We start from the raw sequence: 24893 nt of genomic DNA, 5'->3' as shown, positions 1-24893 counted from the left end.
ACGAACCTCCGGCGGACAACGCTGTCCGGCACGGTCCGCCAGACGCGCGAGCAGCCCCGTCCACTTCGTTTCAGCAGAGGGAGTACGCGCATGGCCCTTGATCGTCGGCGACTTCTCCACAGCGGCGCTGCGGCCCTCGGTGCGGTGGCCGTGAGCGGAGCCGTATCGCCCAGCGCGGCCGCACGCGCGGGCGCGCCGGGCAGCCCGCCAGGAACAGCGCACGCGGCCGGCAAGGGGTCGATCACGTCTGCGGTCTATCCGGACGTGGGTCCCGGAACGGCTTTTCTCGACCACGAGGCGCTGCTGGGGGACCTGCCGGAAGCCGAGTGGTACGAGGCGAACATCCCCTTCGTCGACCTGCCCGACGCCGCGATACGGGACACCTACTACTACCGCTGGCGCGTGATCAAGCACGCGCTGAAGTACACCGGATCCCAGGACGGGTGGATCCTCTCGGAGTTCCTGGGGCCGGTCGGCTACTCCGCGCCGCACGGCGGGATCGTCGCCGCCGCCGCCCACCACATCCGCGAGGCGCGCTGGCTGCGCGACTACCGCTACCTCGACGACTACGTCGGCTACTGGCTGCGCGGCAGCGGCTCAGGGCCCAAACCGGCCACGGACAACCTCAACAAGAACACCACCGACTGGGCCCACCAGTACTCCTTCTGGATCGCGGACGCCGTCATGGCTCGCGCGTCGACGGACGGCAGGTGGGACCACGCCCTGGGCCTGCTGGACGTACTGGAACGTCAATGGGAGAGATGGGCCCCGCAGTTCGACGACACGGTCGGCCTCTACTGGCAGACACCGGTGTGGGACGCGATGGAGTACACCGCGAGCTCCTACCAGAGCGACGACCCGTACCACGGCGGGGACGGGTTTCGCCCCACCCTCAACGCCTACCAGTACGGCGACGCCAAGGCGATCGCCGCGCTCCTGCGGCGCCGCGGCCAACGAGGCGACGCCGCAAAGGCCGACCGCTACGACGAGCGCGCCCGTGCCCTCCGGACGAACCAGGAGCGCTGGTTGTGGGACGAGGAGGGCAAGTTCTACAAGCACGTCATGCGCGACGGCAATCCCCAACGGCACAAGATCGCCGACCGCGAGGAGATCGGCTTCGTTCCGTGGTACTTCCACATGGCACCGGCGGAGAACGCGGCGGCATGGGCGCAACTGGGCGATCCTGACGGGTTCCTGGCGCCTTTCGGCCTCACCACGGTCGAGCGGCGCAGCCCGTGGTTCATGCATCAGGCACTGGACGGCTGCTGCCGCTGGAACGGCCCGAGCTGGCCGTTCGCCACCAGCCAGACCCTCACCGCCCTGGCCAACCTCCTCATCGACTACCCCGCTCAGTCCTACGTCGACCGCACGGGCTACTACACCGCGCTCCGTGCCTACGCCCTGACCCACCGCAAGAACGGCCAACCGTACGTCGCCGAGGCGCACCACCCCGACGAGGACCGCTGGATCTACGACGGCCGCGGGCACAGTGAGGACTACAACCACTCCACCTTCAACGATCTGGTCCTCTCCGGGCTGCTCGGCATCCGTTCCCAGCCCGACGCCACCGTCACCGTCGCGCCGCTGGTGCCGCAGGACTGGGACCACTTCGCCGTGGAGAACCTCCCCTACCACGGACACAACCTCAGCGTGGTCTTCGACCGCACCGGCCGACACTACGGACACGGGACCGGTCTGACCGTGTGGCTCGACGGCGGGCAGATACATCGTCAGGCGGACCTGAAGCCGGTGACGCTCACCATCGGCAACGCCGTGCAGCAGATCCTTCCCCATGAGGTCGACGACCTGGCGAACGTCGACCAGACGGGCTACCCCCTCGCACGAGCCTCCTACACATTTCCCCTCGACAGTCCGGCCAAGGCCATCGACGGACAAGACCTCCACATCGACACACCGTCGTCGCGGTGGACCAACTACGGCAGCCCCAACGCCGGCGACCGGCTGACCGTGGACTTCGGTGTCCCCACACCCGTGTCCGACCTGCGGATCGCCTTCTACGACGACGGCGGCGGTGTCCGCACTCCTGACACCTTCGAACTCGAATATCTCGACGAGGGCGGCAGCTGGCATCCTCTGCCCGGCCAGGAGCGCACCCCGCAGGTCCCGAGCCGAGGAACCCTGAACCGGATCCGGCTGCGGTCGGCCGTCACGACCACCACCCTCAGGCTGACCGCCACACGCACTGCGGGCGGTGCCGTGGGAGTCACCGCCTGGCAGTCGTGGCGGACGCAGGACCCCCGGCTCACCCTTGCCATCGGGACACCGTCGGACGGCCTTGTCTCCGTGGAGCCGGGCAAGGCGGTGCGGATCGCCGCAACGGTGACAGCGGAGGCCGCCACGGTCGTCACCGCCACTCCGGAACTGCTTGTGCCCACCGGCTGGAAGGCCGTACCCACGCGCAGAACCCGCCCCACCGCCCTTGCCGCGGGCAGGACACTGCGCACACTCTGGCTGGTCACCGCGCCCACTGACCTGCCCCGGGACGTGCCACAGCCCCTGCGCCTGCTCGTCTCCTCGCGGGGCAGGGGGAAGCAGCAGTTCACGAGCAGTGTCGTCGTCCGGGCACAGGCCGACTGACCGTGTACCCACGAAGGCTGCGGCTGACGGCCGGCCCGAGGGGGCGTCCGTCGGCGTGCGCCGTCCCGGCGCCGGTCAGGCGTAGTGCCGGTACACGGCCTGTGCCACGCAGGCGGGCTTCTCGCTGCCCTCCACCTCGACGGTGAAGGTCAGAGCCATCTGGACACCGTTGCCCTTGACCTCCTCGACGGAGCCGACCGTTCCGTGCAGGCGGATCTTCGCGCCGACCGGCACGGGGCTCGGAAAACGGACCTTCTCCAGGCCGTAGTTGACGCTCATGGAGACGCCGGAGATCTCCAGGAGGTCGCCGAACATCGGGATGATCAGTGACAGGGTGAGATAGCCGTGGGCGATGGGCCCGCCGAAGGGCCCCTGCTCGGCCCTCTCCGGATCGGTGTGGATCCACTGGTGGTCGTCGGTGGCGTCGGCGAAGGTGTTCACACGCTCCTGCGTGATCTCCAGCCAGTCGGTACGGCCGAGGTCGCGGCCGGCGAGGGAGACGAGGTCTTCGAGGCTCTGGGCGGTGGTGGTCACGGATGCTGCCTTTCCATGGAGTTGAGGGGCGAGGGTGTCGGTCAGGTGGAGGCGGCCCGGTGGGCCTCGCGCACGGCCGGCTTGATGATCTTGCCGGAGGCTGTCCGGGGCAGGTCCTCGGCGAACGCGACGGTCTTCGGGATCTTGTACTTGGCCAGTCGGCCCTCCAGGTGCGCGAGGATCTCCGGGCCGTCGGCGCGGCCACCGGCCGCCAGGACGACGACGGCGTGGCCCACCTCGCCCCAGACGTCGTCCGGCACTCCGACGACCGCGCACTCACGGACGGCCGGATGACTCAGGAGGGCGTCCTCCACCTCGGCCGGGTACACGTTCTCCCCGCCGGATACGAACATGTCCTTGACCCGGTCGACGATGTACGCGTAGCCGTCCTCGTCCGTGCGGGCGACGTCGCCGGTGCGCAGCCACCCGTCGTCGGAGAAGGCGGCCGCGGTGTCCTCGGGGCGGCCCCAGTAGCCGGACATGACGTTGGGCCCCTGGACGAGGATCTCGCCGCGTTGCCCGGGCCCGGCGGCGCCGCCGTCGGCGAGGGTCACCCGGGTGTCGGTGAAGAAGTGCGGCACGCCCGCCGAACCCGCCTTGGCCGAGGTCTGCTCCCGGTCCAGGAACAGGACGCCGGGGGACGCCTCGGTCAGGCCGTACCCCTGGCTGAAGGCCAGGCCGCGCGCGAGGTAGCGGTCGATGGTGCGCGCCGGCACCGGAGCACCGCCGCAGCTCACGGAGCGCAGGCTGGACAGGTCGGCCGTCTCCCAGCGCGGGTGGACGGCCATCGCGTCGTACATCGTGGGCACGCCGAACATGTACGTCACGCGCCTGCGCTCGACGACCTCCAGCACGGCACCCGCGTCGAAGGCCTCAAGGAGCACGACCCGGCCGCCCTTGAGCAGGGTCGGCAGGCAGGTCATGTTGAGTCCCGCGGTGTGGAACAGCGGGGCGACGACGAGGGTGACCTCGTCACCGGTCAGGTCGGTGTCGACGAGGACGTTGACGCTGTTCCAGGTGATGTTGGCGTGTGAGAGGACGGCGCCCTTGGGGCGGCCCGTGGTCCCGGAGGTGTACATGATGACGCAGGGGGCGTCCGGGGCGACGGCCTCGTCCAGCGGCTCGGTACTGCTGCCGGCCAGCAGGTCCTCGTAGCCGAGGGTCCCGTCGACGGCCGCGCCGAGCGTGACGCGGTGCCGGACGCCGGAGTCCGCGGCGGCCACCGCGGCCGTCCCGGCCTGTTCGGCACCGTGCACCAGCACCGTACTGCCCGAGTCGCTGAGGTTGTACGCCAACTCGGGCGCGGCCAGCCGGGTGTTGAGCGGTACGAACACGGCACCGAGGACGCCGGCGGCGAACAGCGTCTCCAGGAAGGCCGGATGGTTGGGGCCCAGGTGGGCGACGCGGTCGCCGCCGGCGACCCCCAGGGCGCGCAGCGCGTGCGACAGGCGCAGGACCCGCTCGTGCAACGCACGGTAGGTGATCTCGGTGTCCCGGTGGACCAGCGCCGTACGATCCGGTGTCTTGCGGGCCCGGCGGGCCGGCCAGGAGCCGATGCCTTGGTTCAACACGGCCTGCCCCCTCAGCCCTTGACCAGGCCGAGCAGACGGGCGGCGTTGTCCTTCAGGATCTTCGGCCGGACCTCGGGCTTGATGTCGAGCCGCTCGAAGTCGGCGAGCCAGCGGTCGGGGGTGATGACGGGATAGTCCGAACCGAAGAGCACCTTGTCCTTGAGCAGCGTGTTGGCGTACCGCACCAGTTGCGGCGGGAAGTACTTCGGTGACCAGCCCGACAGGTCGATGTGCACGTACGGCTTGTGCGTGGCGACGGCCAGGGCCTCGTCCTGCCAGGGGAAGGAGGGGTGCGCCAGGATGATGCGCAGTTCGGGGAAGTCCACGGCCACGTCGTCGACGAGCATGGGGTTGGAGTACCTCAGCCGGATGCCGCCGCCCCCGGGCACACCGGCGCCGATCCCGGTCTGCCCGGTGTGGAACAGCGCGGGCACGCCGAGTTCCTCGATCGCCTCGTAGAGCGGGTATGCCATCCGGTCGTCCGGCGAGAACGCCTGGATGCTGGGGTGGAACTTGAAGCCGCGCACCCCGTGCTCCGTCACCAGGCGGCGGGCCTCGCGGACGCCCGCACGACCCTTGTGCGGGTCGACACTGGCGAACGGGATCAGCACGTCGGCGTGGGCGGCGCAGCTCTCGGCGACCTCCTCGTTGGCGATCCGTGGATGGCCGGTGGCGTGCTCCGCGTCCACGGTGAAGACCACCGCCGCCATGCGTCGTTCCCGGTAGTACGCGGCCATCTCGTCGATGGTCGGCTGCCGGTGGGCGTGTGCCTTGAAGTACTCCGCGGAGGCCCCGAAGAGTTCCGGGCTCAGTGCGCCGTGGCCGGTCCGGGAGATCTCCGCGTGGGTGTGCATGTCGATGGCGGTCAGGGCGTCGACATCGATGACCGGGTCGCTCATGTCAGGCCTCCGGTGCCTTGGGAGCCGGGATGCCGTACGTCTGGGGTTCGGCCCCGACGCCGTCGTGCCACCGCTCGCCGATCGCGTCGGCGCTCCAGCCGCCGTCGGCGAAGGCGACCGCCGTCTCCGTGGGGTGGGCCCACAGGGCCAGCCGGTCGCCGCCGATGCCGATGGCCTGGCCCGTGACGTCCTTGGCGGTGTCGGAGGCGAGGAAGGTGATCAGGCCCGCCACGTCGTCGACGGTGCCGAGGCCCTCGTCCTTGCGCAGCCAGTCCGGCAGGGGAGCGCCGGTGCGTTCGGCCTCCTCGATGGCCGGCGCGAAGGCGGGGATGGTCTTGGTCATCGCGGTGGCCGCGACGGGGACGACCGCGTTCACGGTGATGCCCGCCCGGGCCAGTTCCAGTGCCCAGGTACGGGCCATCGCCACGATGCCGGCCTTGGCGGCGGCGTAGTTGGTCTGGCCGAAGTTGCCGCGCTGGCCGGCGGGGGAGGAGATGAGTATCAGCCGCCCGCCCTCTCCCTGCTCGCGCATGCGCACCGCGGCGGCCCGGGCGCAGGTGAAGGTGCCGCGCAGGTGGACCTTGACGACGGAGTCGAAGTCGTCGTCCGTCATCTTCCACAGCACCCGGTCGCGGAGGATGCCGGCGTTGGTGACGAGGACGTCCAGGCGGCCGAACTCCCGTACCGCCGCTTCGGTGAGCTGCTCGGCGGCCTCGCTGTCGCCCACGGCCGCCACGACGCCGACGGCCTTGCCGCCGTCCGCGGTGATGGCACGGACCGCGGCGTCGGCCACGTCGGCGTCGATGTCGTTGACCACGACGGCGGCACCCGCCGCGGCCAGGGCGCGGGCGTACGCGAGTCCCAGTCCCCGCCCGCTTCCGGTGACGACCGCGACCTTGCCTTGCAGATCCATGGCTGTGCCTCTTCCTGATGGGCTGATGACTGATGGGCTGATGGGCGGTGATGCGGGCCGGGCCACCACTGCGATGGATCGACAGAGATCGACAGGAATCCTGTCGGTTGGACTCAGTGTTCTCTTCCGACAGGAATCCTGTCAATGACTTAGGGTGGTGGGTTGTGAGACATGGAGCGGCTGTCAGTGGAGGCACGGGGATGACGCAAGCGACGGAGCCCGCGGTGGACACCGGGGAGGGGACTGATGCGGGGCCGTCCCTGCTCTATCTGCTCAAGCGGACCGAACTCGTCGTGCGCGCGCGCCTGGAGGAACTGCTCAAGCCCGCCGGGGTCACCGCCCTGCAGTACACGGCGCTGACCGTGCTGGAGCGCCATGACGGCGTGTCCGCCGCCCAGTTGGCCCGGGCCTCGTTCGTCACGGCGCAGTCGATGGCGGACATGGTCCGCGCACTGGAGAGCCGTGAGTTCATCCGGCGTGAGCCCCACCCGCGTAATCGGCGGGAGAAGGTCATCCTGCTGGCCGACGCCGGACGCCGGCTGCTCGCCGACTACGCCGAGCCGGCCCGCAGCCTGGAAGAGCGCATGGTGGAGGGTCTCCGGCCCGCCGACGTCGAGCGTTTCCGTGCTGCCCTGAAGAGCGCGCATCGCGCGCTGGCCTGACGTGTGCGGGGGTGCCGTGGGGCGGCCCCCGTGTCACGACTTGGAGCGGGTCACCTCGTCCAGCCGGCGAGCCCGCGCGGCCTGTTCGAAGGGGGTGTCTCCGTGCGCCCTGCGGTCGCCCAGTGAGGCGTAGAGCTCGGCGATGGCGGTGGAGTCGTGATGGGACGCCAGTTCGGCCAGTTCGGGTGAGACCGTGGCAAGGATCTGCCGGAACCGGAGCTCGGCCAGCGGTCCCAGGCGGTCGTAGATCTGCAGGAAGACCTGCTGGGCGCGAGGCCGGTCCCAGTCCGACGGCAGCAGTTCGGCCGGCAGGTCCGGGTCGGTCTCCGGGAAACGCCGCCAGGCCACGCGCAGTTCGGTGCGCGTGCGCAGCGCCTGGGCCGGGCTTATGAGGCCGGCGTCCAGGCTGTCGAGCACCGTCTCGTAGCGTTCGGTGAAGGCGTGGTACTCCAGGGTCAGCGACGTCAGGTCGAACGCCGAGACCGGGTCGCCCTGCCGGGCCCCGCCGGGCACCTCGGTGCAGCGCAGCACGGTCGCCGTGTCGATTCCGAGGTCGCGCAGCAGGGACTGCGCCTCCGCGCCGAGAGAGTGGGGCGACACCCATACGCCGTCGTAGAGCGCGGCGAACCCCAGCAGCCGCAGCCGTGAACGCAGCGTGGTCCGCAGGCCGCGGTCCTGCTCGGGGACGGAGAAGGCGACCACCGTCCACTGTCCGTCCCACTGGGGCGCCGTGGTGCCGAACGTCAGCATGTGGTGCGTGCGTTCGACGATCACCTCGGAGGTGCGGGCCGGGATCCCGTACGCCGTCGTGCGTCCGCTGCGGGAGGAGTCCAGCAGTCCGCGGGTCACCAGCCGGCGCATCGCCGCCCTGGCGCCGTCCGACGTCACGTCGAAGTCGGCGAGCAGTCTCACCAGGGCCGTCGCGGGGATGTGTTCGTCGCGCCAGTACCAGAAGTCACCCAGCAGGGACGTCAGCAGGAGTTGGGGCTCCGCCCCGTTCTGTGCCCGGGGCAGATCGGCTTTCGGCAGGCCCTTTCCCATGGCACCTCAGTCCCCTCGGTGATCATCGCGGCGAATCGAAGTATGGCACGACCCTTGCTATAGGCGACACCTCGTGCGACGCTCGCCATCGATACCGACAATGACGCGGATCTCTCCCCATGCAAGGGAACACCTTCATGCGTGACTTTCGAGGCCACCGACAGTGGCGAACATATGGCACTCTCACCACCGCCTTCATCTCCGCGCTGGCCCTCGCGGGCTGTGGCGCGTCCGAGACGGAGGGCGCCGCCGCCCCGTCCGTTTCCAAGGTGCCCGCGCTCCACGACGCCCTGCCGAAGGCGGTCAAGGACTCCGGCGTCCTGCGGTTCGCGGGTGACTCGCACCCGCCCTTCCGCTCGGTCGGCGCCGACGGTTCCGTGACGGGCATCGACAAGGACCTGCAGAAGGCGCTCGGGCAGGTGCTCGGAGTACGCACCGAGATCAAGATCGTGAACAATCTCCCCGCGGCGCTCCAGGGCATGCTCAGCGGGCGCTACGAGGGCTTCAACGGGCCGGTGCAGGCCACGGCCGAACGCGAGCGCCAGTTCGACACCATCACCTGGATGACCAGCCGCACGTCCTACGTCGTGCCGAAGTCCTCCAAGACCGAGGTCACCTCCGCCGCCGACCTGTGCGGCAAGAAGGTCGCCGTGGTCAAGGCGAGCATCGTGGAGGGCCAGCTGGCCAAGCTGTCCAAGTTCTGCGCCGACCAGGGCAAGCAGCCGGCGCGGGCGATCGGGCTCGACGACACCAACGCCACCCTGCTGGCCGCGCAGTCCGGCCGCGCCGACGCCGCCGGGATGACCCAGGCCGCCGCCATCGACGTCACCAAGACCCAGTCGGACAAGTACGGCTACGTCTCCCAGACCGAGGAGCAGGGCGCCACCACCGACAACCTCGCTCTCCTCGTGCCCAAGAAGAGCGGGCTCGGCCCGGTGATCCAGAAGGCCTTCCAGGCGCTCGTCGACAACGGTGAGTACCGACGCATTATGGAGGACTCGGGACTGAAGGACGTGATGGTCGACAAGCCCACCCTGAACATCGCCAGTAAAGAGAGCTGAACCGTGGCCGGACCCCTCTCCCTGACGGAACGTCCCACCGGTCCGAAGACCGACGACGTCGCCCTGTCCAGGCGGCGCGTACGGCCCTGGCGGGTGGTGGCCGGTACGGTGCTCGCGGTCGTCGCCGTACTGCTCGTCCACTTCCTGGTGACCAACCCGCGCCTGGAGTGGGACGTGGTCGGGGAGTACCTCTTCGATCCGTCGGTGCTCTCCGGGCTCGGCACCACGGTGTGGCTCGCCGTCGCGGCCACCGTCATCGGCTCCGTCCTCGGAGCACTGCTGGCGGCGGCGCAGATGTCGCAGTTCCCGCCGGTCCGCTGGGCGGCCACGCTCTACATCGGCGTGTTCCGCGGCATCCCGCCGCTGGTGCAGCTCATCTTCTGGTTCAACCTCGCCTATCTCGTCCCACGCATCTCCCTCGGCATCCCCTTCGGTCCGGAGTTCGCCTCCTGGGACGCCAACGAGGTGATCACGCCGGTGACAGCCGCCGTCATCGGGCTGTCGCTGGTCGAGTCCGCGTACCTGGCGGAGATCATCCGCGGCGGGCTGCTGGGCGTGGAGCAGGGACAGCGCGACGCGGCCCGCGCGATGGGTTTCACGCCTGGCCAGACCTTCTTCCGCGTCGTGCTTCCGCAGGCGATGCGCGTGATCATCCCGCCGGGAGGCAGCCAGTTCATCAGCGTCCTCAAGGGAACCGCGCTGGTCTCGGTGATCGCCATGGCCGACCTGCTGCACTCGGTGCAGGTCGTCTACAACCGCACCTACGAGATCGTTCCCATGCTCATCGTGGCCTGCCTCTGGTACCTGGCCGTCGTCACCCTGTTCACCATCGGACAGCGCTGGCTCGAACGGCACTTCTCCCGGGGCCACACCACCGGCGGCCTCACCCGCCGCCCGAAGAAGACCTCTCACGGGGTGTCCGTATGAACGGAGTGTCCGCATGACCGGTGAACCCGCCCTGCGTGTGCGGGGCATCCGCAAGAACTTCGGCGACCACGTCGCCCTCGACGGAGTGGACCTCGACGTCGCCGACGGAGAGGTCGTCACGGTCATCGGGCCCTCGGGGTCCGGCAAGTCGACCCTGATCCGGTGCGTGCACCAGCTGGAGACCATCGACTCCGGCGCGATCTACCTGGATGACGAACTCCTCGGCCACGAACGGCACCGCGGCGCCCTGCGACCCCTCGGCACCCGCCGGGTGGCCGCGCAACGCAGCCGGATGAGCATGGTCTTCCAGCAGTTCCACCTCATCCCGCACTTCACGGTGCTCAGGAACATCACCGAAGCTCCGGTACGCGTCCACGGCAGACCCCGGCAGGAGGCGGAGGCCGAAGCCCGCGAACTGCTCGAACGGGTCGGCCTCGCCGACCGCGCCGACCACTACCCGCGCCAGCTCTCCGGCGGCCAGCAGCAGCGGGTCGCGATCGCCCGGGCCGTCGCCGCCCGGCCCCGCGTCATGCTCTTCGACGAGCCCACCAGCGCCCTCGACCCGGAACTGGTCGACGAAGTGCTCGCCGTCATGCGGCAGTTGGCCGCCGAGGGCATGACCATGGTCGTGGTGACCCACGAGATCGCCTTCGCCCGCGAGGTCGCCGACCGCTGCGTCTTCATGGAGGCCGGCCGCATCGTCGAGAGCGGCAGGCCCGACGACATGTTCACCAACCCCCGCACCACGCGCCTGCGGTCGTTCCTCGCCCGCCACCGCGACAGCCTCGCCACCCCTCAGGAGCACGTCTCGTGATCACCGTTGCCTCGGTCGGGGACCTCATTCTCGACGAGCCCGACCCCGCCTCGTTCCTGGCCCCCTCGGCACACCTGCTCCGCGCCGCGGACGTCACCATCGGGCACGTCGAGGTCCCGCACTCCACCACCACCGTCCAGCAGAGCACCGACGTCCCCGCGCCGCCCGCCGACCCGGCGGCCCTCACCGCGCTTGCCGAGGCCGGCTTCGACATCGTCACGCTGGCCGGCAACCACATCTACGACGCGGGCGACACCGGCGTCGCCGACACCGTCGCGCACGCCCACCGGGCCGGCCTGGCCACCGCCGGAGCAGGCGCCGACCTCGACGAGGCCCGAACGCCCGCCGTCGTCGAACGCGGCGGGCTGCGCGTCGGCGTGCTCTCCTACAACTGCGTGGGCCCGCGCGAGTCCTGGGCCACCTCGCGCAAGGCGGGCTGCGCCTACGTCCACGTCCTCACCCACTACGAGCTCGACCACGCCAGTCCCGGCGGCCCACCGAAGATTTACACCTTCGCCGACCCGGACAGCCTGGCCGGCCTCCAGGCCGACGTGGCACGCCTGCGCGAGCGGGCCGACGTCGTCCTCGTCGGACTCCACAAGGGCGTCGGCCACACCCCCGCCGCCGTCGCCATGTACGAGTCACCGGTGGCCCGTGCCGCCATCGACGCCGGCGCCGACGCCGTCTTCGGCCACCACGCCCACATCATGCGGGGCATCGAGACCTACCGGGGCCGCCCGATCTTCCACGGCCTCGGCAACTTCGTCACCGTCACCCGCGCGCTGACCCCGGACGCGACCAGCCGCTCCAGCGCCGAGCTGACGCGCTGGGCCCACCGGCGCAAGGAGCTGTACGGCTTCGCCCCCGACCCGGACATGCCCGCCTACCCCTTCCACCCGGAGAGCCGCAACACCGCGATCGCCGTCTGCCGCTTCGACGGCGAAGGACTCGTCCAGGCGGGCTTCGAACCCTGCTGGATCGACGACCGGGGACGCCCGGTGCCCTGCGGCGACACCGAGGAGGGCCGACGGGTCACCGACTACATCGAGCACATCACCCGCGCCGCGGGCCTCAACGGCCGGTTCGTCCGCGACGACGGCCGTGTACTGATCGAGCTGAACACCGAGAGGGCATCATGAGCGACCAGCCACTGGCCGGACGGACCGTCATCGACCTGACCACCGCGCTGGCCGGCCCCTACGCGACCCTGCTGCTCGCAGGACTCGGCGCCACCGTCATCAAGGTCGAGAACCCGGCCACCGGCGGCGACTCCTCACGCAACAACGCGCCCTACGTGGGCGGTGGCGAGGGGCTCTCCGTGACCCGGCGCGGCCCCGACGACATGTCCGTCTCGATGCTCGCCCGCGGACGCAACAAGCTCAGCGTCACCCTCAACCTCAAGGACGAACGCTCCCAGCGGGTCTTCGCGGACCTCGTACGCGACGCCGACATCCTCGTGGAGAACTACACCCCCGGCGTCACCGGACGCCTCGGCATCGACTACGCCGCCGTCCACGCCCTCAACCCACGCCTCGTCTACACGTCCATCACCGGATTCGGCAGCCAGGGCGGACCCGGCTCCGGCAAGGCCATGGACTCCATCATCCAGGCCCTGTCCGGCGTCATGCTCACCGCGGGGGAGCCGGACGAGGGACCGGTACGCTTCGGCCTGCCCGTCGGCGACATGCTCGCCCCGCTGTACGCGGTCATCGGCACCCTGTCGGCCCTCATGCAGGCCGACCAGACCGGCGAGGGCCAGCACGTCGACGTATCGATGCTCGGGGCACTCACGTCCCTGGTCGCGTGCGAGCCCTTCGACGCCTTCGAGGCGGTCGGCATGCCGCAACGCACCGGCGCGATGGTGCCCCGCCTCGCCCCCTTCGGCATCCTGCCGACCGCCGACGGCCACCTCGCCCTGTCCGCGCCCACCGACGCCTTCGCCCACGGCGTGCTGCGCGCCGTCGGCCGCCCCGACCTGATCGACGACGCCCGCTTCCACAGCCGCGACCAGCGGGTCCGCCACGCGGACGAGATCCACGCCCTGATACGGGAGTGGAGCAGCGTCCGCCCCACCGCCGAGGCGATCAGCGCGTTCACCGCGGAGGGCGTGCCCGCCGCCGAGGTGCGCGAGCCCCGGGACGCCGTACGGGACCCGCTCGTGCGGGAGCGCGAGGAGGTCGTACCGGTGATCCACCCCACGCACGGCCCCGTCGAGGGACTCTCCACCACCGGCGTCCCCATCCGGTTCTCCGCCGCACGCGCGGGCTTCGACCGGCCCGCCCCGGCGCTCGGCGAGCACAACGACGCGGTGTACCGCGAAAAGCTCGGCTACAGCGCCGAGGACATCGCTGAACTGGCCGCCGAGTCGGTGATCTGATCCCGCCGCACCCCGGCCGTCGTTCCACCGCACACCCCGCACCACCTGGAGGCACCCCCATGTCCGCTGCCCTCGCGCAGCTCACCTCCCACGGCACCGACCGCCGCACGGCCGCCGACGACTGGCGAGCACGCCACCACGGCGCAGTGATCGGCTACGTCGGCGCCGACGTCCCCGTCGAGTACATCACCGCGGCGGGCCTGCTGCCCCTGCGCCTGTCCGGCAGCCCCGGCACCCCGAGCACGGCAGGCGACCGGTACCTCGGAACCGGCCTCGACCCCGTCGCGCGCTCCGTCCTCACCCGCCTGCTCGACCACGACTTCGGACCACTGGACGGCATCGTCGTCTCCCGGGACTGCGAGGCGTCCCTGCGGCTGTTCTACGCACTGCGCGAACTGCGGCGCGTGGACCTGGCCTCGGCGCTGCCGCCGGTGCACCTGGTCGACGTACTGCACCTGCCGCACCGCACGACCACCCGCTATGTGCGCGCCAAACTCCGCCAGTTGCGTGCCACCGTCGAGACCTGGGCAGGACGGTCGATCGACGACGCCGCACTCGCCGACGCGATCGCCGTCCACGAGCGGCTGCGCGACCTGCTCACCCGGGTCGCCGCACTGCGCCGGCTGCGCCCCGCGCGACTCACCGGCGCCCAGGCGCTGTCCGTCGTCGCCGCGACGACGGCACTGCCCGCCGACCGCGCCACCGCACTGCTCGAAGAACTGCTCACCGAGGCGGACCTCCTGCCCGAGCACGAAGGACACCGCGTGTTCGTCACCGGAAGCCCGCACGACACCGCCCACGTCTACACGGCCCTGGAGGACGCGGGCCTGCTCGTCGTCGGCGAGGACCACGACTGGGGCGACCTGCTGTCGCTGCGCCGGACCGCGGCCCCGACCGAGGACGCGCTCGCCGAGCGCTACCAGTACAACGGGCCCACCGCACCCCGCGCGTCGATCCGCGACCGCGCCGAGCACACCCGGCGGGCGGCACAGGACTGCGGCGCCGAGGCCCTGGTCTGCTACGCCCGGGTGCACGACGACGCCCCACGCTGGGACTACCCGGCCCAACGGGCGGCGACCGGACTGCCGTCCGTCCTGCTGAGCCGGCAGCCGTACGGCGCCCTGGACGACGAGGCCGTCCAGGCACTGACGGGGCTGCGCCCGCACGCGGCGGTGGCCCGGTGAACGCCCGACTCGCCTCCGCGTCGGCGGCGACCGCCTACCAGCGGCAGTGGTTCGCCGACCTCAGGAAGGAAGCGGCCCAAGGCGGGGACCTCGCGCTGGTCAACGCCGACGCCCCGCAGGAGATCTTCCGCACGATGGGCATCCCGTACGTCGTCAACCAGTGGTGGTCCTCGATCGTCACGGCCAAACGACGCGCCCAGGACTACCTCGGCCTCCTGGCTGAGCGCGGTTACCCCGACGACAGCGAGCAGTACAGCTCCATCCCGCTGGCCTCCGCCTTCGACCCCGACCCGGCCGACGCGCCCTGGGGCGGCCTGCCCCGGCCCACCATCGTGCTCGCGGAGACCACGGGCGACGTGTCCCGCAAGATCTTCGACATCTGGGACACCCAGCCCGGCGTCTCCTTCTACCCGCTGGAGAGCGCCGCGGAGAACGACGTCCCGACGCGCTGGTGGGAACTGATGCCGCGCGACTGGGAACAGGCCGTCGGCAGCGACCGACTGGACCTGATGACCGGCGAACTCGAAGGGCTCATCAGGTTCCTGGAGCAGACCACCGGACGGGTCTTCTCCGAGACCCGCTTCGCCGAGGTCATGGACCTCGTCAACGAACAGCAGGAGTGGAACCGCCGCACCCGCGACCTGATCGCCCGCGCCCGCCCCTGCCCCCTGCCGGTCAACGACAGCATCCCCAGCGTGATGATCCCGCAGTGGCACCGCGGCACCGTCTGGGCGCGCGACGCCGCCCGCGCCTTCCACGACGAGGTGGCCGAACGTGTGTCCGCGGGCACCGCCGTCTGCCCAGGTGAACGGGCCCGGCTGATGTGGATCGGCCGCGGACTCTGGTTCGACCTCGACTTCTACCGCCGCTTCGAGGAGAGCCACGGCGCGGTCTTCGTCTGGTCCATGTACCTCGCCATCGCGGCCGACGGCTACCTGCGCTACGGCGGCGACCCGCTGCGTGCCCTCGCCGCCCGCTTCGCCGCCTTCTCCGACCAGCTGTACACCCCGCCCTGGTCGGCGGAGTGGTACGTGAAGGAGGCACGCCACCACGGCGTCGACGGGGTCGTGCACCTGGTCTCCGAGGACGCGCGGGGCAGCTACTTCACCACCCGCGCGCTGGAAGCCGCCGGAATCCCGGTACTCGAACTGCACGCCGACAACGTGGACGCGCGCAGCGCCGACGGCGACGCCCTCACCCGCACCGTCGGCGACTGGCTCGAACGGCGTGTCCACGCCGGTGACTGACCCGGCGGCGCCCTCGATGCGGGCGGTGCTCTCCGGCGCCCTCGCCGCGCTGTTCGTCGGCTCCCTCACCAACACGATCGTCGGCATCGCCCTGCCGACGATCGCCGGCGAACTGGGCGGCCAGGACCAGGTGCCGTGGGTGGCGAGCGCCGCCCTGCTCACCATGACCGTGGCCGCCCCGCTGTGGGGCAAGGCCGCCGACCGCAGAGGGCCCCGACCCCTGCTCCTGGCCGCCCTCGGCGTGTTCGTGGCCGGTTCCCTGCTGGCGGGCTGCGCACCGGCGATGAGCGTGCTCATCGCCGGACGCGCCTTCCAGGGCGCGGGAGCCGGCGGCATCCTCGCGCTCACCAACGCCCTCGTCGCCTCACTGGTGCCGGCCAGGCAACGAGGGCTCTACACCGGCTGGTTCGGGGTGGCGTTCGGTACCGCCTCGGTCGCCGGACCGCTCATCGGCGGGCTGTTCGTCGGCCTGCCCGGCCTCGGCTGGCGCTGGTGCTTCCTCGGCGTGATACCCGTGGCCCTGGTCGCCGCGCTCCTGGTCCGGCTCGCACCGCACCACGTCCCCAAGACACCCCTCGGCGGTGTCGACGTCCTCGGCGGCGCGCTGCTCGCGGCCGGTACCTCGGGCCTCGTCGTGCTGCTGTCGGCGGGCGGCAGTGCCTGGCCGTGGTCCTCCCGGCCCACGTTCGCGCTCGGCGGTGGTGTGCTCCTGCTCGCGGTGGCTTGCGTGCGGCACGAGCGGCGTGCCGCCGACCCGATCCTGCCGCCCAGGCTGTTCGCCCGACCCGGCCTCGCCGTGGCGTGCGCGACGAGCTTCCTGGTCGGCGCGGTCATGTTCGGCGGCGTCATCTATCTGCCCCAGTACCTCCAGGTGGTCCGGGGCCACGACGCAACCTCGGCGGGCCTGCTGATGCTGCCTCAGGTCGGCACGATGATCACCGCGTCGGCGCTGTCCGGATACCTCATCAACAGAACCGGTCACTGGAAGGTCTTCCCCGTGGTCGGCTGCGCCCTGGTGACGGTCGGCGCCGTCCTGCTGTCGCCGATCGCCCCGGACACCTCCCCGTGGTGGCTCGCCGGTGCCATGGCCGTACTGGGCCTGGGTACCGGGCTGACGCAGCAGGTGCTGGTGCTGGTCGCACAGAACGCCGTCGACGCCTGCGACGTCGGGGTGGCGGGAGCGGTGGCCACCTTCAGCCGCACCCTGGGCGGGGCCGTCGGCGTGGCCGCCTTCGGCGCGATGATCTCGGCCCGGCTGCGCTCCGGTCTGCCGCCGGGCCAGGACTCGCGCGCACTGCTCGGCACTCCCGAGGCCGTCGCCGCGCTGCCCGCCCAGGTCGCCGACTCCGTACGGGCCTCCTACACGGCGGGGCTGGCATCCGTCTTCCTCGTGGCCGTACCGCTCGCGGCGGCCGCCCTCGCCGCCGTGCTGCTGGTCCGCGAGACCCCGCTCGACCCGCGCGGGTAGCCGTACCGGACCGCACAGGGCCCTGCCGGACGCTCGTCCGGCAGGCCCTGTGCGATCCACGAAGGTCGGCCGACGTCAGCCGACGTAGGGGCGGTTGAAGACCGGCGGCTGGTAGTGCAGGTAGCGGCCGTGGTCTTCGCCGGCCGCCGCGGTGAGCCGGTTCAGGTTGCCCGCGGTGGCCGTGTCGGACCAGCGCCCGGTGGTCAGCCGCTTCGCCATCACCGTGATCGCCGCGACCTGTTCCCCGGTCGTGAAGGTGCAGTGCCCGACCGTCCGTACGTAACTCTGCCGCAGCAGCGCCGTCTTCCCGGCCTTGTGCACCGCTGCTCCGTAGGACTGCTGCTGGGCGACGGTGGAGATCTGATCGCCGATCGCGTTGACCGTGAGCACCGGGATCTTCAGGTCGCCGTCGAAGACGATGCCCTTCTCCAGGTACGTCACCGCGGACGGGTCGGCCGTGATCCTCGGCGCCCGGGCCAGGGTCCGCAGGTCCGCACGCAGGTCGAGGCCCGCGCGGGAGTACAGCTCCCGGACCGTCCGCTGCTGCTCCGCGCTCGCCGCGGAGAACTGCCGGGCGTAGTCGACACCCGTGTTCCACGACGGGTTGCCGCCCGCCAGCGTCTCGATGGACCGCCGGCTGCTCATCGACTGGCCGATGTACGGCTGGAAGCCGCCGGCGAGTGTGAGGTACATGCCCTCCTGGATCGCGTCCGTGTCGCCGGGGGCGGGCATGGGCGTCGCGCCGCCCGCGGCGTCCTGACCCCAGCCCGGCAACTGCCCGATCGCCGCGGCCAGCGCGATCCGGGCCCGGCCCGCCGGGGCCGCCTGGGCCGTGCCGAGCGCCGACTGCCAGTCGCGGGTGGCCTGTTGGGTGTCCGCCGGGATCTTCGTGACGGGCAGTGGGCTGCCGGCGAAGAGCAGTTCCTTGAGGGTGAAGACGGTGTCCAGTTTCTGATTCCACTGCCCGACGGAGCCGCCGAGGCCACCGCAGAAGGGAACCGCGGCGTCGAAGGCGTCCGGGTGGACCTGCGCGACGCCCGCCGAGACGAACCCGCCCATCGAGCGTCCCGAGGCGATGGCCCACCGGGGGTGGCCGACGGCCTCCTCGAACCGTTCGAGTGCCGATGCCTGGTTGTCGATGGCGGCGGCGATGCGCCAGCCCGTGACGTCGCGGGTGGTGCCACCGACCGCGTAACCGCGGTCGGTGAGTTCCGCGGTCAGCGGCTCGCCGGGCGCGCGGCCGGCGAAGTCCAGGTCGACGATCACGGTGCCGTTCCAGTGGTCGGGGACCACGAACCGGTAGGGCGTGCCGTCGGCCAGTTCACCGCCGGCGCAGGTCACCCCGGCGGGGCTTCCGGCGGGGCACGGTCCGGTGCCGCGCGCGGCGGCTCCCGCGGCCGGGGCGGCGAGCGCCGCCACCCCGGCTGTCGCCAGACACACGGCGGCGGCGTTACGCAGCCCTCTTGCCATCGTGGTTCTCCTCTTCGGCGTGGTGATTTTCCATACGGGGGCATGGGGCATGTCGTGCGGTGAACGCCGTCGTCCCGCCGGAGTTCACCGCACGACCGGGAGGGTGATCGACGACGCCCGCGCGGGCTCGCGGTGCACCGTGTACACGGGGGCCGGGCTCACTTCGGTGCGGTTGCTCTCCCGTACGTCGGCCCCGGTGATCGTGACCCGCAGCCGGTGCCCGGCGGACACCACCGACGAGAGGGGCAGCATGTCGAAGTCGACGCGCTCGGCCCGGCCCGCGGGCATCGGTTCGGCGTCCCGCGCGTCGCCGCGGTGCCACGGCGTGCCGAGCACGTCGTAGGGCGCCCGCTGTGTGCTGCGCAGAGCCAGGCGGAGCCGGCCGTCGGTGAGGATGCGCACGGTGCCGTCCGGGGCGACGTCGGAGAGATAGGCGAAGACGTTGCCGTCGGGTGCGGAGGACGACAGGTGCAGCGAGACCTCGGGATGGCCGGTGAGTTCGACATCGTCCTTCAGCGGCGCGGTCGTGTAGGTCAGCCCCTTCTCGTCCTGCGGGCAGGTCTGCGCCAGACCGACCGGCTCCGGGCAGCTCACCGAGTAGTCGACGGTGTACGCGTCACCGCCGCCGCGCCTGTGCGGCGGCCCGGAGCGGCCCAGCGTGCCGTCGTTGACCGAGCCGACGGTGCCGCTCGCGGCGCCGCCCAGGTAGTAACGCGTCTGCCGCGCACGCGGGTTCGGCGGCCACTGCGCCGCGTCGCGCCACTGTCCCGTGCCGTGGGAGGAGCCCGTGTAGTAGTGGACCGGCGGCTCCTGCATGATCCCGTTGTCGATGCCCTTGAGCCAGTGGTCGAAGAACCGGTGCTGCTCGGCGACGATGTCGAACCCCTCGCTCCCGCAGTGCGGCCACGGGCCGACGAGAACCTTGTGCGGGTTCGTCAGAGTCGCCGCACTGACCAGGGTCTCCTTGCGGAAGTCGTCGTCCCAGCCGTCGAAGCTGTAGACGGGGACACCGGAGCGCTCGATCGCCTCCTTGTACGTGGCGACGCTGTACTCGCGCCACGGCCGGGTACCGACCGAGGTGACGTGGCTGTCCCGGTAGGGGGCCGCCCGCCACATGTCCCGCAGGGAGGTGTTCGCCTGGTGCTCCTCCACCGCTCGACGCAGCAGGGCGCCGCCGCTGTCGGCGTCGACCGGCAGGTTGCGCAGATCCTCCTCGCGGGTGCGGGCGGGGCCGGCACCCCAGTTCGCCCGGATCCCTCCGCGCTGGAAGGCGTCGTACTTGTGGAACGAGTAGTTGCCCGCGAAGACGGCCTTGAGATGGGGTGCCCCCACGGTCGCCGCCTGCATCGCGGCGTCGCCCGTGTTGGAACAGCCGAACACCCCGACCTGACCGTCGCTCCACGACTGCGCGGCCAGCCACTCGGTGACGTCGTACGCGTCGGCGGCCTCCGTACGTGAGTGATAACCCGTCATGGTGCCGAAGGAGGCGCCGTTGCCCCTGCGGTCCACGTACGCCAACGTGTAGCCGTACTTGGTGAGTTCAGCCATCCCGCTGGTGACACCACGCAGGCTGACCGATCCGTCCGGGGCACGCGACGCCCTGCTGAGCTGGTGCTCCCAGATGACGGGGAAGGGCCGATCCACCGCTTTGCCGTCGACGGCCGGACGGTAGAGGTCGACGGCAAGCCAGGTGCCGTCCCGGGTGGGCAGGTACTGCGAGGTGCGCACCCACTCGTCGTAGAGGACGGGAGCGTATCCGGCGTACTCGCCGGGTCGCGACACTCTTTCGCTCGCGGTGGCCGCGGTCGGTGTTCCGGCAGTGGCGGTGGCGATGGCCAGCAACGCCGTGAGCACAGTCGTCAACCGTTTCAGTCTCACTGTCTACCTCTCTGTCGCGGCTTCCTCGCACGCCTGGGACAGGATGGTCTTCAATGATGGCGACCGTCAACGGTAGTGTCGCCTATTTTTCCTACGCTTCGTAAGCGGGCGCCGACCCGCAGGGTTCTGCTTTCGGCACGGGTGACCGGCTCGGGATCGGCGTCGAGTCCGCCCGTCCGATCAGCGGGTGGTGGCGTGTGTCCGCAGGAGTCCTTCGACTCCGTGCAAGAAGGTTTCGCAGACCATTTCGGGGTCGAACAGGCAGCCGGCGGCCGTGGCACCGTCGCGCATCATCACGAAGTGTTGTGCGGCGGCTTCGGCGGGTGCTTCCCGGATTTGGGCCAGCAGGCCTGCGACGGTGTCGAGGAACCATTGGCGGTGGGCGAGTACGGCCTGGTGTACCGGGTGGTCGGAGTCGGGGTACTCGGCGACGGCGTTGATGAATGCGCACCCGCGATAGTCGGGGGACTGGATGCCCTGGGCGATGGATCTGCTGAGTGCCCTGACGGTGTCGGCGGCCGGAAGTCCGCCGGCGACGGCCGTGTCGGCCCGGCTGCGCTCGGCCTGGTGAGCCTCGTCCAGGTAGGCGACGACGAGGTCTTCCTTGCTGGGGAAGTGGCGGTAGAAGGTCGCTCGTGTCACCTGAGCCTCTGTGACGATGCGGTCGACGCCGACGGAGTGGATGCCTTCCTCGTAGAAGAGCCGGCAGGCCGCGTCGAGCAGTCGGGACCGTGCTTCAGACGGCCGGCCGGGGGATACGTTGCGCACCATGCCAAGGATTGTAGCAGATAGAACGTTCGGTCTTGATAGTGCCGAGGGGGGGAGTGGTGGACTTGGGTGGGCGTGAGTTGCTTGCGCCCTGCTCGCTTCGGGGTATAGTGAGCGTTACATACAGGTCGGCGATACATGCAGACCACTCCTGATCGTCCATGGATGTGGCCCTTGAGAGTTCCTCTCGGCGACCTGAGGAGATCTGCAGTGTCGCCCACGATGGCAGTTACACAACCGCAGTGTCAGTTGGCGCGTGCCTGAAGAATTCCTTCGACGCCGTGCAGGAAGGTTTCGGAGATCAGCTCGGGGTCGAAGAGGCAACCGGCTGCCATGGCGCCGTCCCGGAGCATGACGAAGTGCCGGCCGGCGGTGTCGGCGGGTGCGTCGGCCGTTTGTGCCAGCAGGTCTGTGACGGTGTTCAGGAACCATTGCCGGTGAGCCAGGACGGCTTGGTGGATCGGGCGGGTGGCGTCGGGGTATTCGGCCGCTGCGTTGAGGAAGGCGCAGCCGCGGAACCCGGGGGACCGGATGCCTTCGGTGATGGATTTGGCGACGGCGCGCACCTGGTCGGGCGCCGACTGGCTGCTGGCCTGCGCGACGGCGACCTGGCCGCGGATGCCCCGGTCCGCCAGATCGAGGTAGGCGAGGACGAGGTCTTCCTTGCTGGCGAAGTGCCGGTACAGCGTTGCCCGGGTTCCCTGTGCTTCCGCGACGATCCGGTCGATGCCGACGGAGTGGATTCCCTCGGCGTAGAAGATCCGGGTTGCCGTGTTGAGCAGCTGGGCGCGTGCCTCCGAGGTGCTGCCGCCCTCTTTACTCCGACTCATAGTGCTCAAGCGTACCAAACGGTAGAACGGTCGGTCTTGACAGTGACGCATCATCTGTCTTTAATGAGTGAGACCGAACGTTCTGTCTCGTCTAGGGGGGGTGGGCAGACCGGTTCCCCTTCGTTGAGCACGGCCATAGCCGTGAATCGCATCCCGTCCCGGCGTGCGATCACCAAGGAGGACTTCCGGGCGCCTGCTTGCTTTCCATCCGTTACTCGAAAGGAATTACTGTGCGACTTCCTGTCCCACGTCGCGCTGCGATCACCGCCGGTGCCCTCCTCCTGCTCGGTGCGACGACGGCTCCTGGGATGGCGTGGCGACCAGGCAGCGATCTGAATTTCAGAAGCCGGCCGCCATCTCCGTACGCGGTGCGGGGGCGAACTCCACCAGCTGGCCCGTGACAGGGCGACTGTGTCCCGCCCGGACCAGGGGTGTTGCTCAGGTAGGTTCATATCAGTCGCGTGTGGCCGCGGGGCACCCTGCTTCGGAGAAGGCAGCCTGTGGCTGTGCGCTGTTGAACTGGCCAGTCTGCTGCCGCAGTTGACACATGTGCTAGTGGTATCGGCCGATGTCTCTGATCCTGTCGTGGCGATCCGATCCGCGCCCGGGAGGGGGACGGCTCACCGCGTGGTGGCACAGCCGCTGTGTGCGCCGCTCCGACGATGTCCCCAACCGCGACCAAAATCGTGAATCGCGGAAGAGCCCGTCATCCAGGTACCTCCTCCCGACCGCCCTGGTAGCGTGCGCCGGCATGTCATCGGAACTGGAACGCCCTCCACGCCAAGCGGACGAGCGCACCGCGCTCATCGGCTGGTTGGACCTGCAGCGGCAGATCCTGCGCTGGAAATGTGCAGGGCTGAGCGACGAGGACGCGCGCCGCGCGGTCATCCCGACCTCACCCGCCATGACGATGGCCGGTCTCATCTCCCACATGCGCTGGACCGAGCACCTATGGCTGGAAGTGCTGTTCCTCGGCGGTGACAAGAAGCAGAACCCCGCATTCGACGAGTCGAGCAAGAACGCCGACTGGCACACCGACGGCCGCCCCCTCGCGGAACTCCTCGCGGAATACGAGGCCCAGTGCGCCCGCAGCGACGAGGTCGTTGCCGCGGCCGGCCTGGACGACGTCGGCCGCCACCCCGACTTCCGCGACGGCAGCGCCAACCTCCGCTGGATGCTGATCCACCTCGTCGAGGAGACGGGGCGACACGCGGGGCACGCGGACATCGTCCGGGAGCTGCTCGACGGCACGAAGGGCTACTACTAGCGCAGCTCCGCGAGACGGGCCCTTCCCTGAGGAGCCAGGCCGACACGCTTCACAGGTCCTCGTGCGGTTGCGCGTCCATGCGCCGGCCGGAGCCTGATCCGTCACCCGTCACTGGCCCAATTCGGCGCCCGGACGGCCGAGGTGGGAAAGGATGCCCGGTCCTGGCTCCGGAGTGATGTCGTGTGCGGTGACCTCGGTCCCGCACGCCTCGCAGGTGAGCTGGACGTGTGCCTCGCCGGTGCAGTCACGGTGGCGGTAGCGCGCGGGCGGTCCGTCGGGAGCCATGTAGGCGTCTCCCCAGTCCCTGATCGCCATGAGGATCGGGTAGATGTCATGGCCCTTGCGCGTCAACCGGTATTCCACATGGGCGCCGTCGGCCGCCTGCCGCCTGTCCAGGATGCCGTGCTCGACCAGCCGCCCGAGGCGGTCCTGCAAGCGACTCCTGGAGATACCCAGCGCGCTCTGAAACTCGTTGAACCGGCGAACGCCCGCGAACGACGCCTTCAGCACCAGCAGCGTCCAACGGTCGCCGAGGATCACCAGCGGACGCGTGATCGAGCACGGCAGGTCGGCAAGGTCTTCGTAGCGCACGCCAGAACTCTACCCCGGCAGTTCCAAAACGAGACCACTCCGGATAGTGTTCGGTCTCGAAACGAGACCACTTCGCGGAGGCGTCCCCTTGAACCCGACCAGCATCGGCACCGACCTGCACGAGGCACTGAACCGGCTCCTCACCGAGCGCTTCACCTGCCGCCAGTTCCGGCCCGATCCCGTCGCGGCGACGACCATCGAGCGACTCCTGCGCCTGGCCCAGCGCACGCCCTCGTGGTGCAACACCCAACCTTGGCACCTGCACATCACCGAAGGCGCCGCCACCGAGCGGCTGCGCACCGAACTGCTGGCCCACGTCCAGAGCCACCCGGCCTCGCCCGACTTCCCGTTCCCCGCGCAGTACACCGGCGCCTACCGGCAGCGCCGGCGCGAGTGCGGCCTCCAGCTGTACGGAAGCCTCGGTATCGCCAAGGGCGACCAGGAGCGGACCCTGCGGCAACTGCTGCGGAACTTCGAGCTGTTCGACGCACCGCACGTCGCGATCATCACCACCGAAGCCGACCTCGGCGTCTACGGCGCCGTCGACTGCGGCCTCTACATCAACTCCTTCCTGCTCGCCGCGCAGAGCCTCGGGGTGGCCGCGGCGCCCCAAGCCGCCCTCGCCACCTACTCCGACTTCCTCCGCGACCACTTCGACATCCCGGACAACCGGCGAGTGGTGGCAGGCATCTCCTTCGGCTACCCCGACCACGACCACCCGGTCAACGCGTTCCGCACCACGCGTGAAGAGCTGGAGAACGTCGTCACGTGGCACACCGCCTGAGACGGCGCA

General features: G+C 70.5%; 22 protein-coding genes. 12 read left to right on the top strand and 10 right to left on the bottom strand.

The window, feature by feature from the left end; all coding sequences use genetic code 11:
- Nucleotides 1–90 precede the first annotated feature (90 nt).
- Nucleotides 91–2598, top strand: coding sequence for an MGH1-like glycoside hydrolase domain-containing protein (locus tag AOK01_RS17715; RefSeq protein ID WP_079103495.1), 2508 nt, complete (start codon nucleotides 91–93; stop codon nucleotides 2596–2598).
- Nucleotides 2599–2673: 75 nt separating this feature from the next.
- Here AOK01_RS17715 and AOK01_RS17710 read toward each other — a convergent pair whose 3' ends face one another.
- The 4 genes from AOK01_RS17710 to AOK01_RS17695 are packed head-to-tail and all read right to left on the bottom strand — an operon-like array spanning nucleotide 2674 to nucleotide 6515.
- Nucleotides 2674–3132: a MaoC family dehydratase gene (locus AOK01_RS17710; protein WP_055512728.1), complete on the bottom strand. Its 459-nt coding sequence runs from the start codon at nucleotides 3130–3132 to the stop codon at nucleotides 2674–2676.
- Between the two features lie 41 nt (nucleotides 3133–3173).
- Nucleotides 3174–4703 (bottom strand): acyl-CoA synthetase, encoded by a 1530-nt coding sequence (locus AOK01_RS17705; protein WP_055512726.1) that lies wholly within the window; start codon nucleotides 4701–4703, stop codon nucleotides 3174–3176.
- Between the two features lie 11 nt (nucleotides 4704–4714).
- Nucleotides 4715–5587, bottom strand: a complete 873-nt coding sequence (locus AOK01_RS17700) for an amidohydrolase family protein (RefSeq protein WP_157871349.1) — start codon at nucleotides 5585–5587, stop codon at nucleotides 4715–4717.
- A 16-nt stretch (nucleotides 5588–5603) separates the two neighbouring features.
- Nucleotides 5604–6515: an SDR family oxidoreductase gene (locus tag AOK01_RS17695; RefSeq protein WP_055512722.1), complete on the bottom strand. Its 912-nt coding sequence runs from the start codon at nucleotides 6513–6515 to the stop codon at nucleotides 5604–5606.
- Nucleotides 6516–6715: 200 nt separating this feature from the next.
- On the opposite strand from AOK01_RS17695, the gene AOK01_RS17690 reads away from it, so the two are divergent.
- Nucleotides 6716–7177, top strand: a complete 462-nt coding sequence (locus tag AOK01_RS17690) for a MarR family winged helix-turn-helix transcriptional regulator (protein ID WP_055512720.1) — start codon at nucleotides 6716–6718, stop codon at nucleotides 7175–7177.
- Nucleotides 7178–7210: 33 nt separating this feature from the next.
- On the opposite strand, the gene AOK01_RS17685 is transcribed toward AOK01_RS17690, so the two are convergent.
- Nucleotides 7211–8218: a PaaX family transcriptional regulator gene (locus AOK01_RS17685; RefSeq protein ID WP_055512719.1), complete on the bottom strand. Its 1008-nt coding sequence runs from the start codon at nucleotides 8216–8218 to the stop codon at nucleotides 7211–7213.
- Nucleotides 8219–8355: 137 nt separating this feature from the next.
- On the opposite strand from AOK01_RS17685, the gene AOK01_RS17680 reads away from it, so the two are divergent.
- The 8 genes from AOK01_RS17680 to AOK01_RS17645 are packed head-to-tail and all read left to right on the top strand — an operon-like array spanning nucleotide 8356 to nucleotide 17296.
- Complete coding sequence (locus tag AOK01_RS17680) at nucleotides 8356–9279, top strand: transporter substrate-binding domain-containing protein (RefSeq protein ID WP_079103498.1); 924 nt, start codon at nucleotides 8356–8358, stop codon at nucleotides 9277–9279.
- A gap of 3 nt (nucleotides 9280–9282) precedes the next feature.
- Nucleotides 9283–10206 (top strand): amino acid ABC transporter permease, encoded by a 924-nt coding sequence (locus tag AOK01_RS17675; RefSeq protein WP_198427963.1) that lies wholly within the window; start codon nucleotides 9283–9285, stop codon nucleotides 10204–10206.
- Between the two features lie 13 nt (nucleotides 10207–10219).
- Entirely contained in the window at nucleotides 10220–11020 is an 801-nt protein-coding gene (locus AOK01_RS17670) for an amino acid ABC transporter ATP-binding protein (protein ID WP_055512717.1), read from the top strand.
- The gene (locus AOK01_RS17665; protein WP_055512715.1) at nucleotides 11017–12159 is read left to right on the top strand and encodes a CapA family protein; all 1143 of its coding nucleotides are present in this window, start codon (nucleotides 11017–11019) and stop codon (nucleotides 12157–12159) included. Before AOK01_RS17670 ends, AOK01_RS17665 begins: the two co-directional genes overlap by 4 nt.
- Nucleotides 12156–13397, top strand: a complete 1242-nt coding sequence (locus AOK01_RS17660) for a CaiB/BaiF CoA transferase family protein (RefSeq protein ID WP_055512713.1) — start codon at nucleotides 12156–12158, stop codon at nucleotides 13395–13397. Before AOK01_RS17665 ends, AOK01_RS17660 begins: the two co-directional genes overlap by 4 nt.
- Nucleotides 13398–13456: 59 nt before the next feature.
- Nucleotides 13457–14581 (top strand): 2-hydroxyacyl-CoA dehydratase family protein, encoded by a 1125-nt coding sequence (locus AOK01_RS17655; protein WP_055512710.1) that lies wholly within the window; start codon nucleotides 13457–13459, stop codon nucleotides 14579–14581.
- On the top strand, nucleotides 14578–15828 hold the full coding sequence (locus AOK01_RS17650; protein ID WP_055512708.1) for a 2-hydroxyacyl-CoA dehydratase family protein: 1251 nt from the start codon (nucleotides 14578–14580) through the stop codon (nucleotides 15826–15828). The genes AOK01_RS17655 and AOK01_RS17650 overlap by 4 nt, the downstream gene beginning before the upstream one ends.
- Entirely contained in the window at nucleotides 15821–17296 is a 1476-nt protein-coding gene (locus tag AOK01_RS17645; protein ID WP_213862111.1) for an MDR family MFS transporter, read from the top strand. Before AOK01_RS17650 ends, AOK01_RS17645 begins: the two co-directional genes overlap by 8 nt.
- A gap of 75 nt (nucleotides 17297–17371) precedes the next feature.
- Here AOK01_RS17645 and AOK01_RS17640 read toward each other — a convergent pair whose 3' ends face one another.
- From AOK01_RS17640 to AOK01_RS17625, 4 genes are all read right to left on the bottom strand, one after another.
- A complete protein-coding gene (locus AOK01_RS17640; protein ID WP_055512704.1) occupies nucleotides 17372–18766 on the bottom strand; it encodes an alpha/beta hydrolase family protein in 1395 nt (464 codons plus the stop codon).
- Nucleotides 18767–18850: 84 nt separating this feature from the next.
- Nucleotides 18851–20620: a CocE/NonD family hydrolase gene (locus AOK01_RS17635; protein ID WP_055512702.1), complete on the bottom strand. Its 1770-nt coding sequence runs from the start codon at nucleotides 20618–20620 to the stop codon at nucleotides 18851–18853.
- 204 nt (nucleotides 20621–20824) lie between these two features.
- Complete coding sequence (locus AOK01_RS17630; RefSeq protein ID WP_055512701.1) at nucleotides 20825–21415, bottom strand: TetR/AcrR family transcriptional regulator; 591 nt, start codon at nucleotides 21413–21415, stop codon at nucleotides 20825–20827.
- Nucleotides 21416–21657: 242 nt separating this feature from the next.
- A complete protein-coding gene (locus tag AOK01_RS17625; RefSeq protein WP_055512698.1) occupies nucleotides 21658–22242 on the bottom strand; it encodes a TetR/AcrR family transcriptional regulator in 585 nt (194 codons plus the stop codon).
- A gap of 751 nt (nucleotides 22243–22993) precedes the next feature.
- Here AOK01_RS17625 and AOK01_RS17620 point away from each other — a divergent pair.
- Nucleotides 22994–23509 carry a DinB family protein gene (locus tag AOK01_RS17620; protein WP_055512696.1) on the top strand — a complete coding sequence of 172 codons (516 nt, stop codon included), beginning with the start codon at nucleotides 22994–22996 and terminating at the stop codon, nucleotides 23507–23509.
- 108 nt (nucleotides 23510–23617) lie between these two features.
- On the opposite strand, the gene AOK01_RS17615 is transcribed toward AOK01_RS17620, so the two are convergent.
- Entirely contained in the window at nucleotides 23618–24100 is a 483-nt protein-coding gene (locus AOK01_RS17615) for a winged helix-turn-helix transcriptional regulator (protein WP_055512694.1), read from the bottom strand.
- A gap of 88 nt (nucleotides 24101–24188) precedes the next feature.
- Here AOK01_RS17615 and AOK01_RS17610 point away from each other — a divergent pair, with 88 nt between their 5' ends.
- Entirely contained in the window at nucleotides 24189–24884 is a 696-nt protein-coding gene (locus AOK01_RS17610; protein ID WP_079103493.1) for a nitroreductase, read from the top strand.
- The last annotated feature ends 9 nt before the right edge of the window (nucleotides 24885–24893 follow it).

This window comes from Streptomyces aurantiacus (assembly GCF_001418335.1).
GTDB classification, from domain to species: Bacteria; Actinomycetota; Actinomycetes; order Streptomycetales; family Streptomycetaceae; genus Streptomyces; species Streptomyces aurantiacus.
Note: the sequence above shows the minus strand (reverse complement) of the source record. Positions and strands in the feature narration are given on the sequence as shown.

Coding starts and splice junctions, on each gene's coding strand:
- AOK01_RS17690 (WP_055512720.1), top strand. CDS start 6,716: ATGACGCAAGCGACGGAGCCCGCGGTGGACACCGGGGAGGGGACTGAT.
- AOK01_RS17685 (WP_055512719.1), bottom strand. CDS start 8,218: ATGGGAAAGGGCCTGCCGAAAGCCGATCTGCCCCGGGCACAGAACGGG.
- AOK01_RS17655 (WP_055512710.1), top strand. CDS start 13,457: ATGTCCGCTGCCCTCGCGCAGCTCACCTCCCACGGCACCGACCGCCGC.
- AOK01_RS17620 (WP_055512696.1), top strand. CDS start 22,994: ATGTCATCGGAACTGGAACGCCCTCCACGCCAAGCGGACGAGCGCACC.
- AOK01_RS17660 (WP_055512713.1), top strand. CDS start 12,156: ATGAGCGACCAGCCACTGGCCGGACGGACCGTCATCGACCTGACCACC.
- AOK01_RS17625 (WP_055512698.1), bottom strand. CDS start 22,242: ATGAGTCGGAGTAAAGAGGGCGGCAGCACCTCGGAGGCACGCGCCCAG.
- AOK01_RS17630 (WP_055512701.1), bottom strand. CDS start 21,415: ATGGTGCGCAACGTATCCCCCGGCCGGCCGTCTGAAGCACGGTCCCGA.
- AOK01_RS17715 (WP_079103495.1), top strand. CDS start 91: ATGGCCCTTGATCGTCGGCGACTTCTCCACAGCGGCGCTGCGGCCCTC.
- AOK01_RS17680 (WP_079103498.1), top strand. CDS start 8,356: ATGCGTGACTTTCGAGGCCACCGACAGTGGCGAACATATGGCACTCTC.
- AOK01_RS17695 (WP_055512722.1), bottom strand. CDS start 6,515: ATGGATCTGCAAGGCAAGGTCGCGGTCGTCACCGGAAGCGGGCGGGGA.
- AOK01_RS17640 (WP_055512704.1), bottom strand. CDS start 18,766: ATGGCAAGAGGGCTGCGTAACGCCGCCGCCGTGTGTCTGGCGACAGCC.
- AOK01_RS17670 (WP_055512717.1), top strand. CDS start 10,220: ATGACCGGTGAACCCGCCCTGCGTGTGCGGGGCATCCGCAAGAACTTC.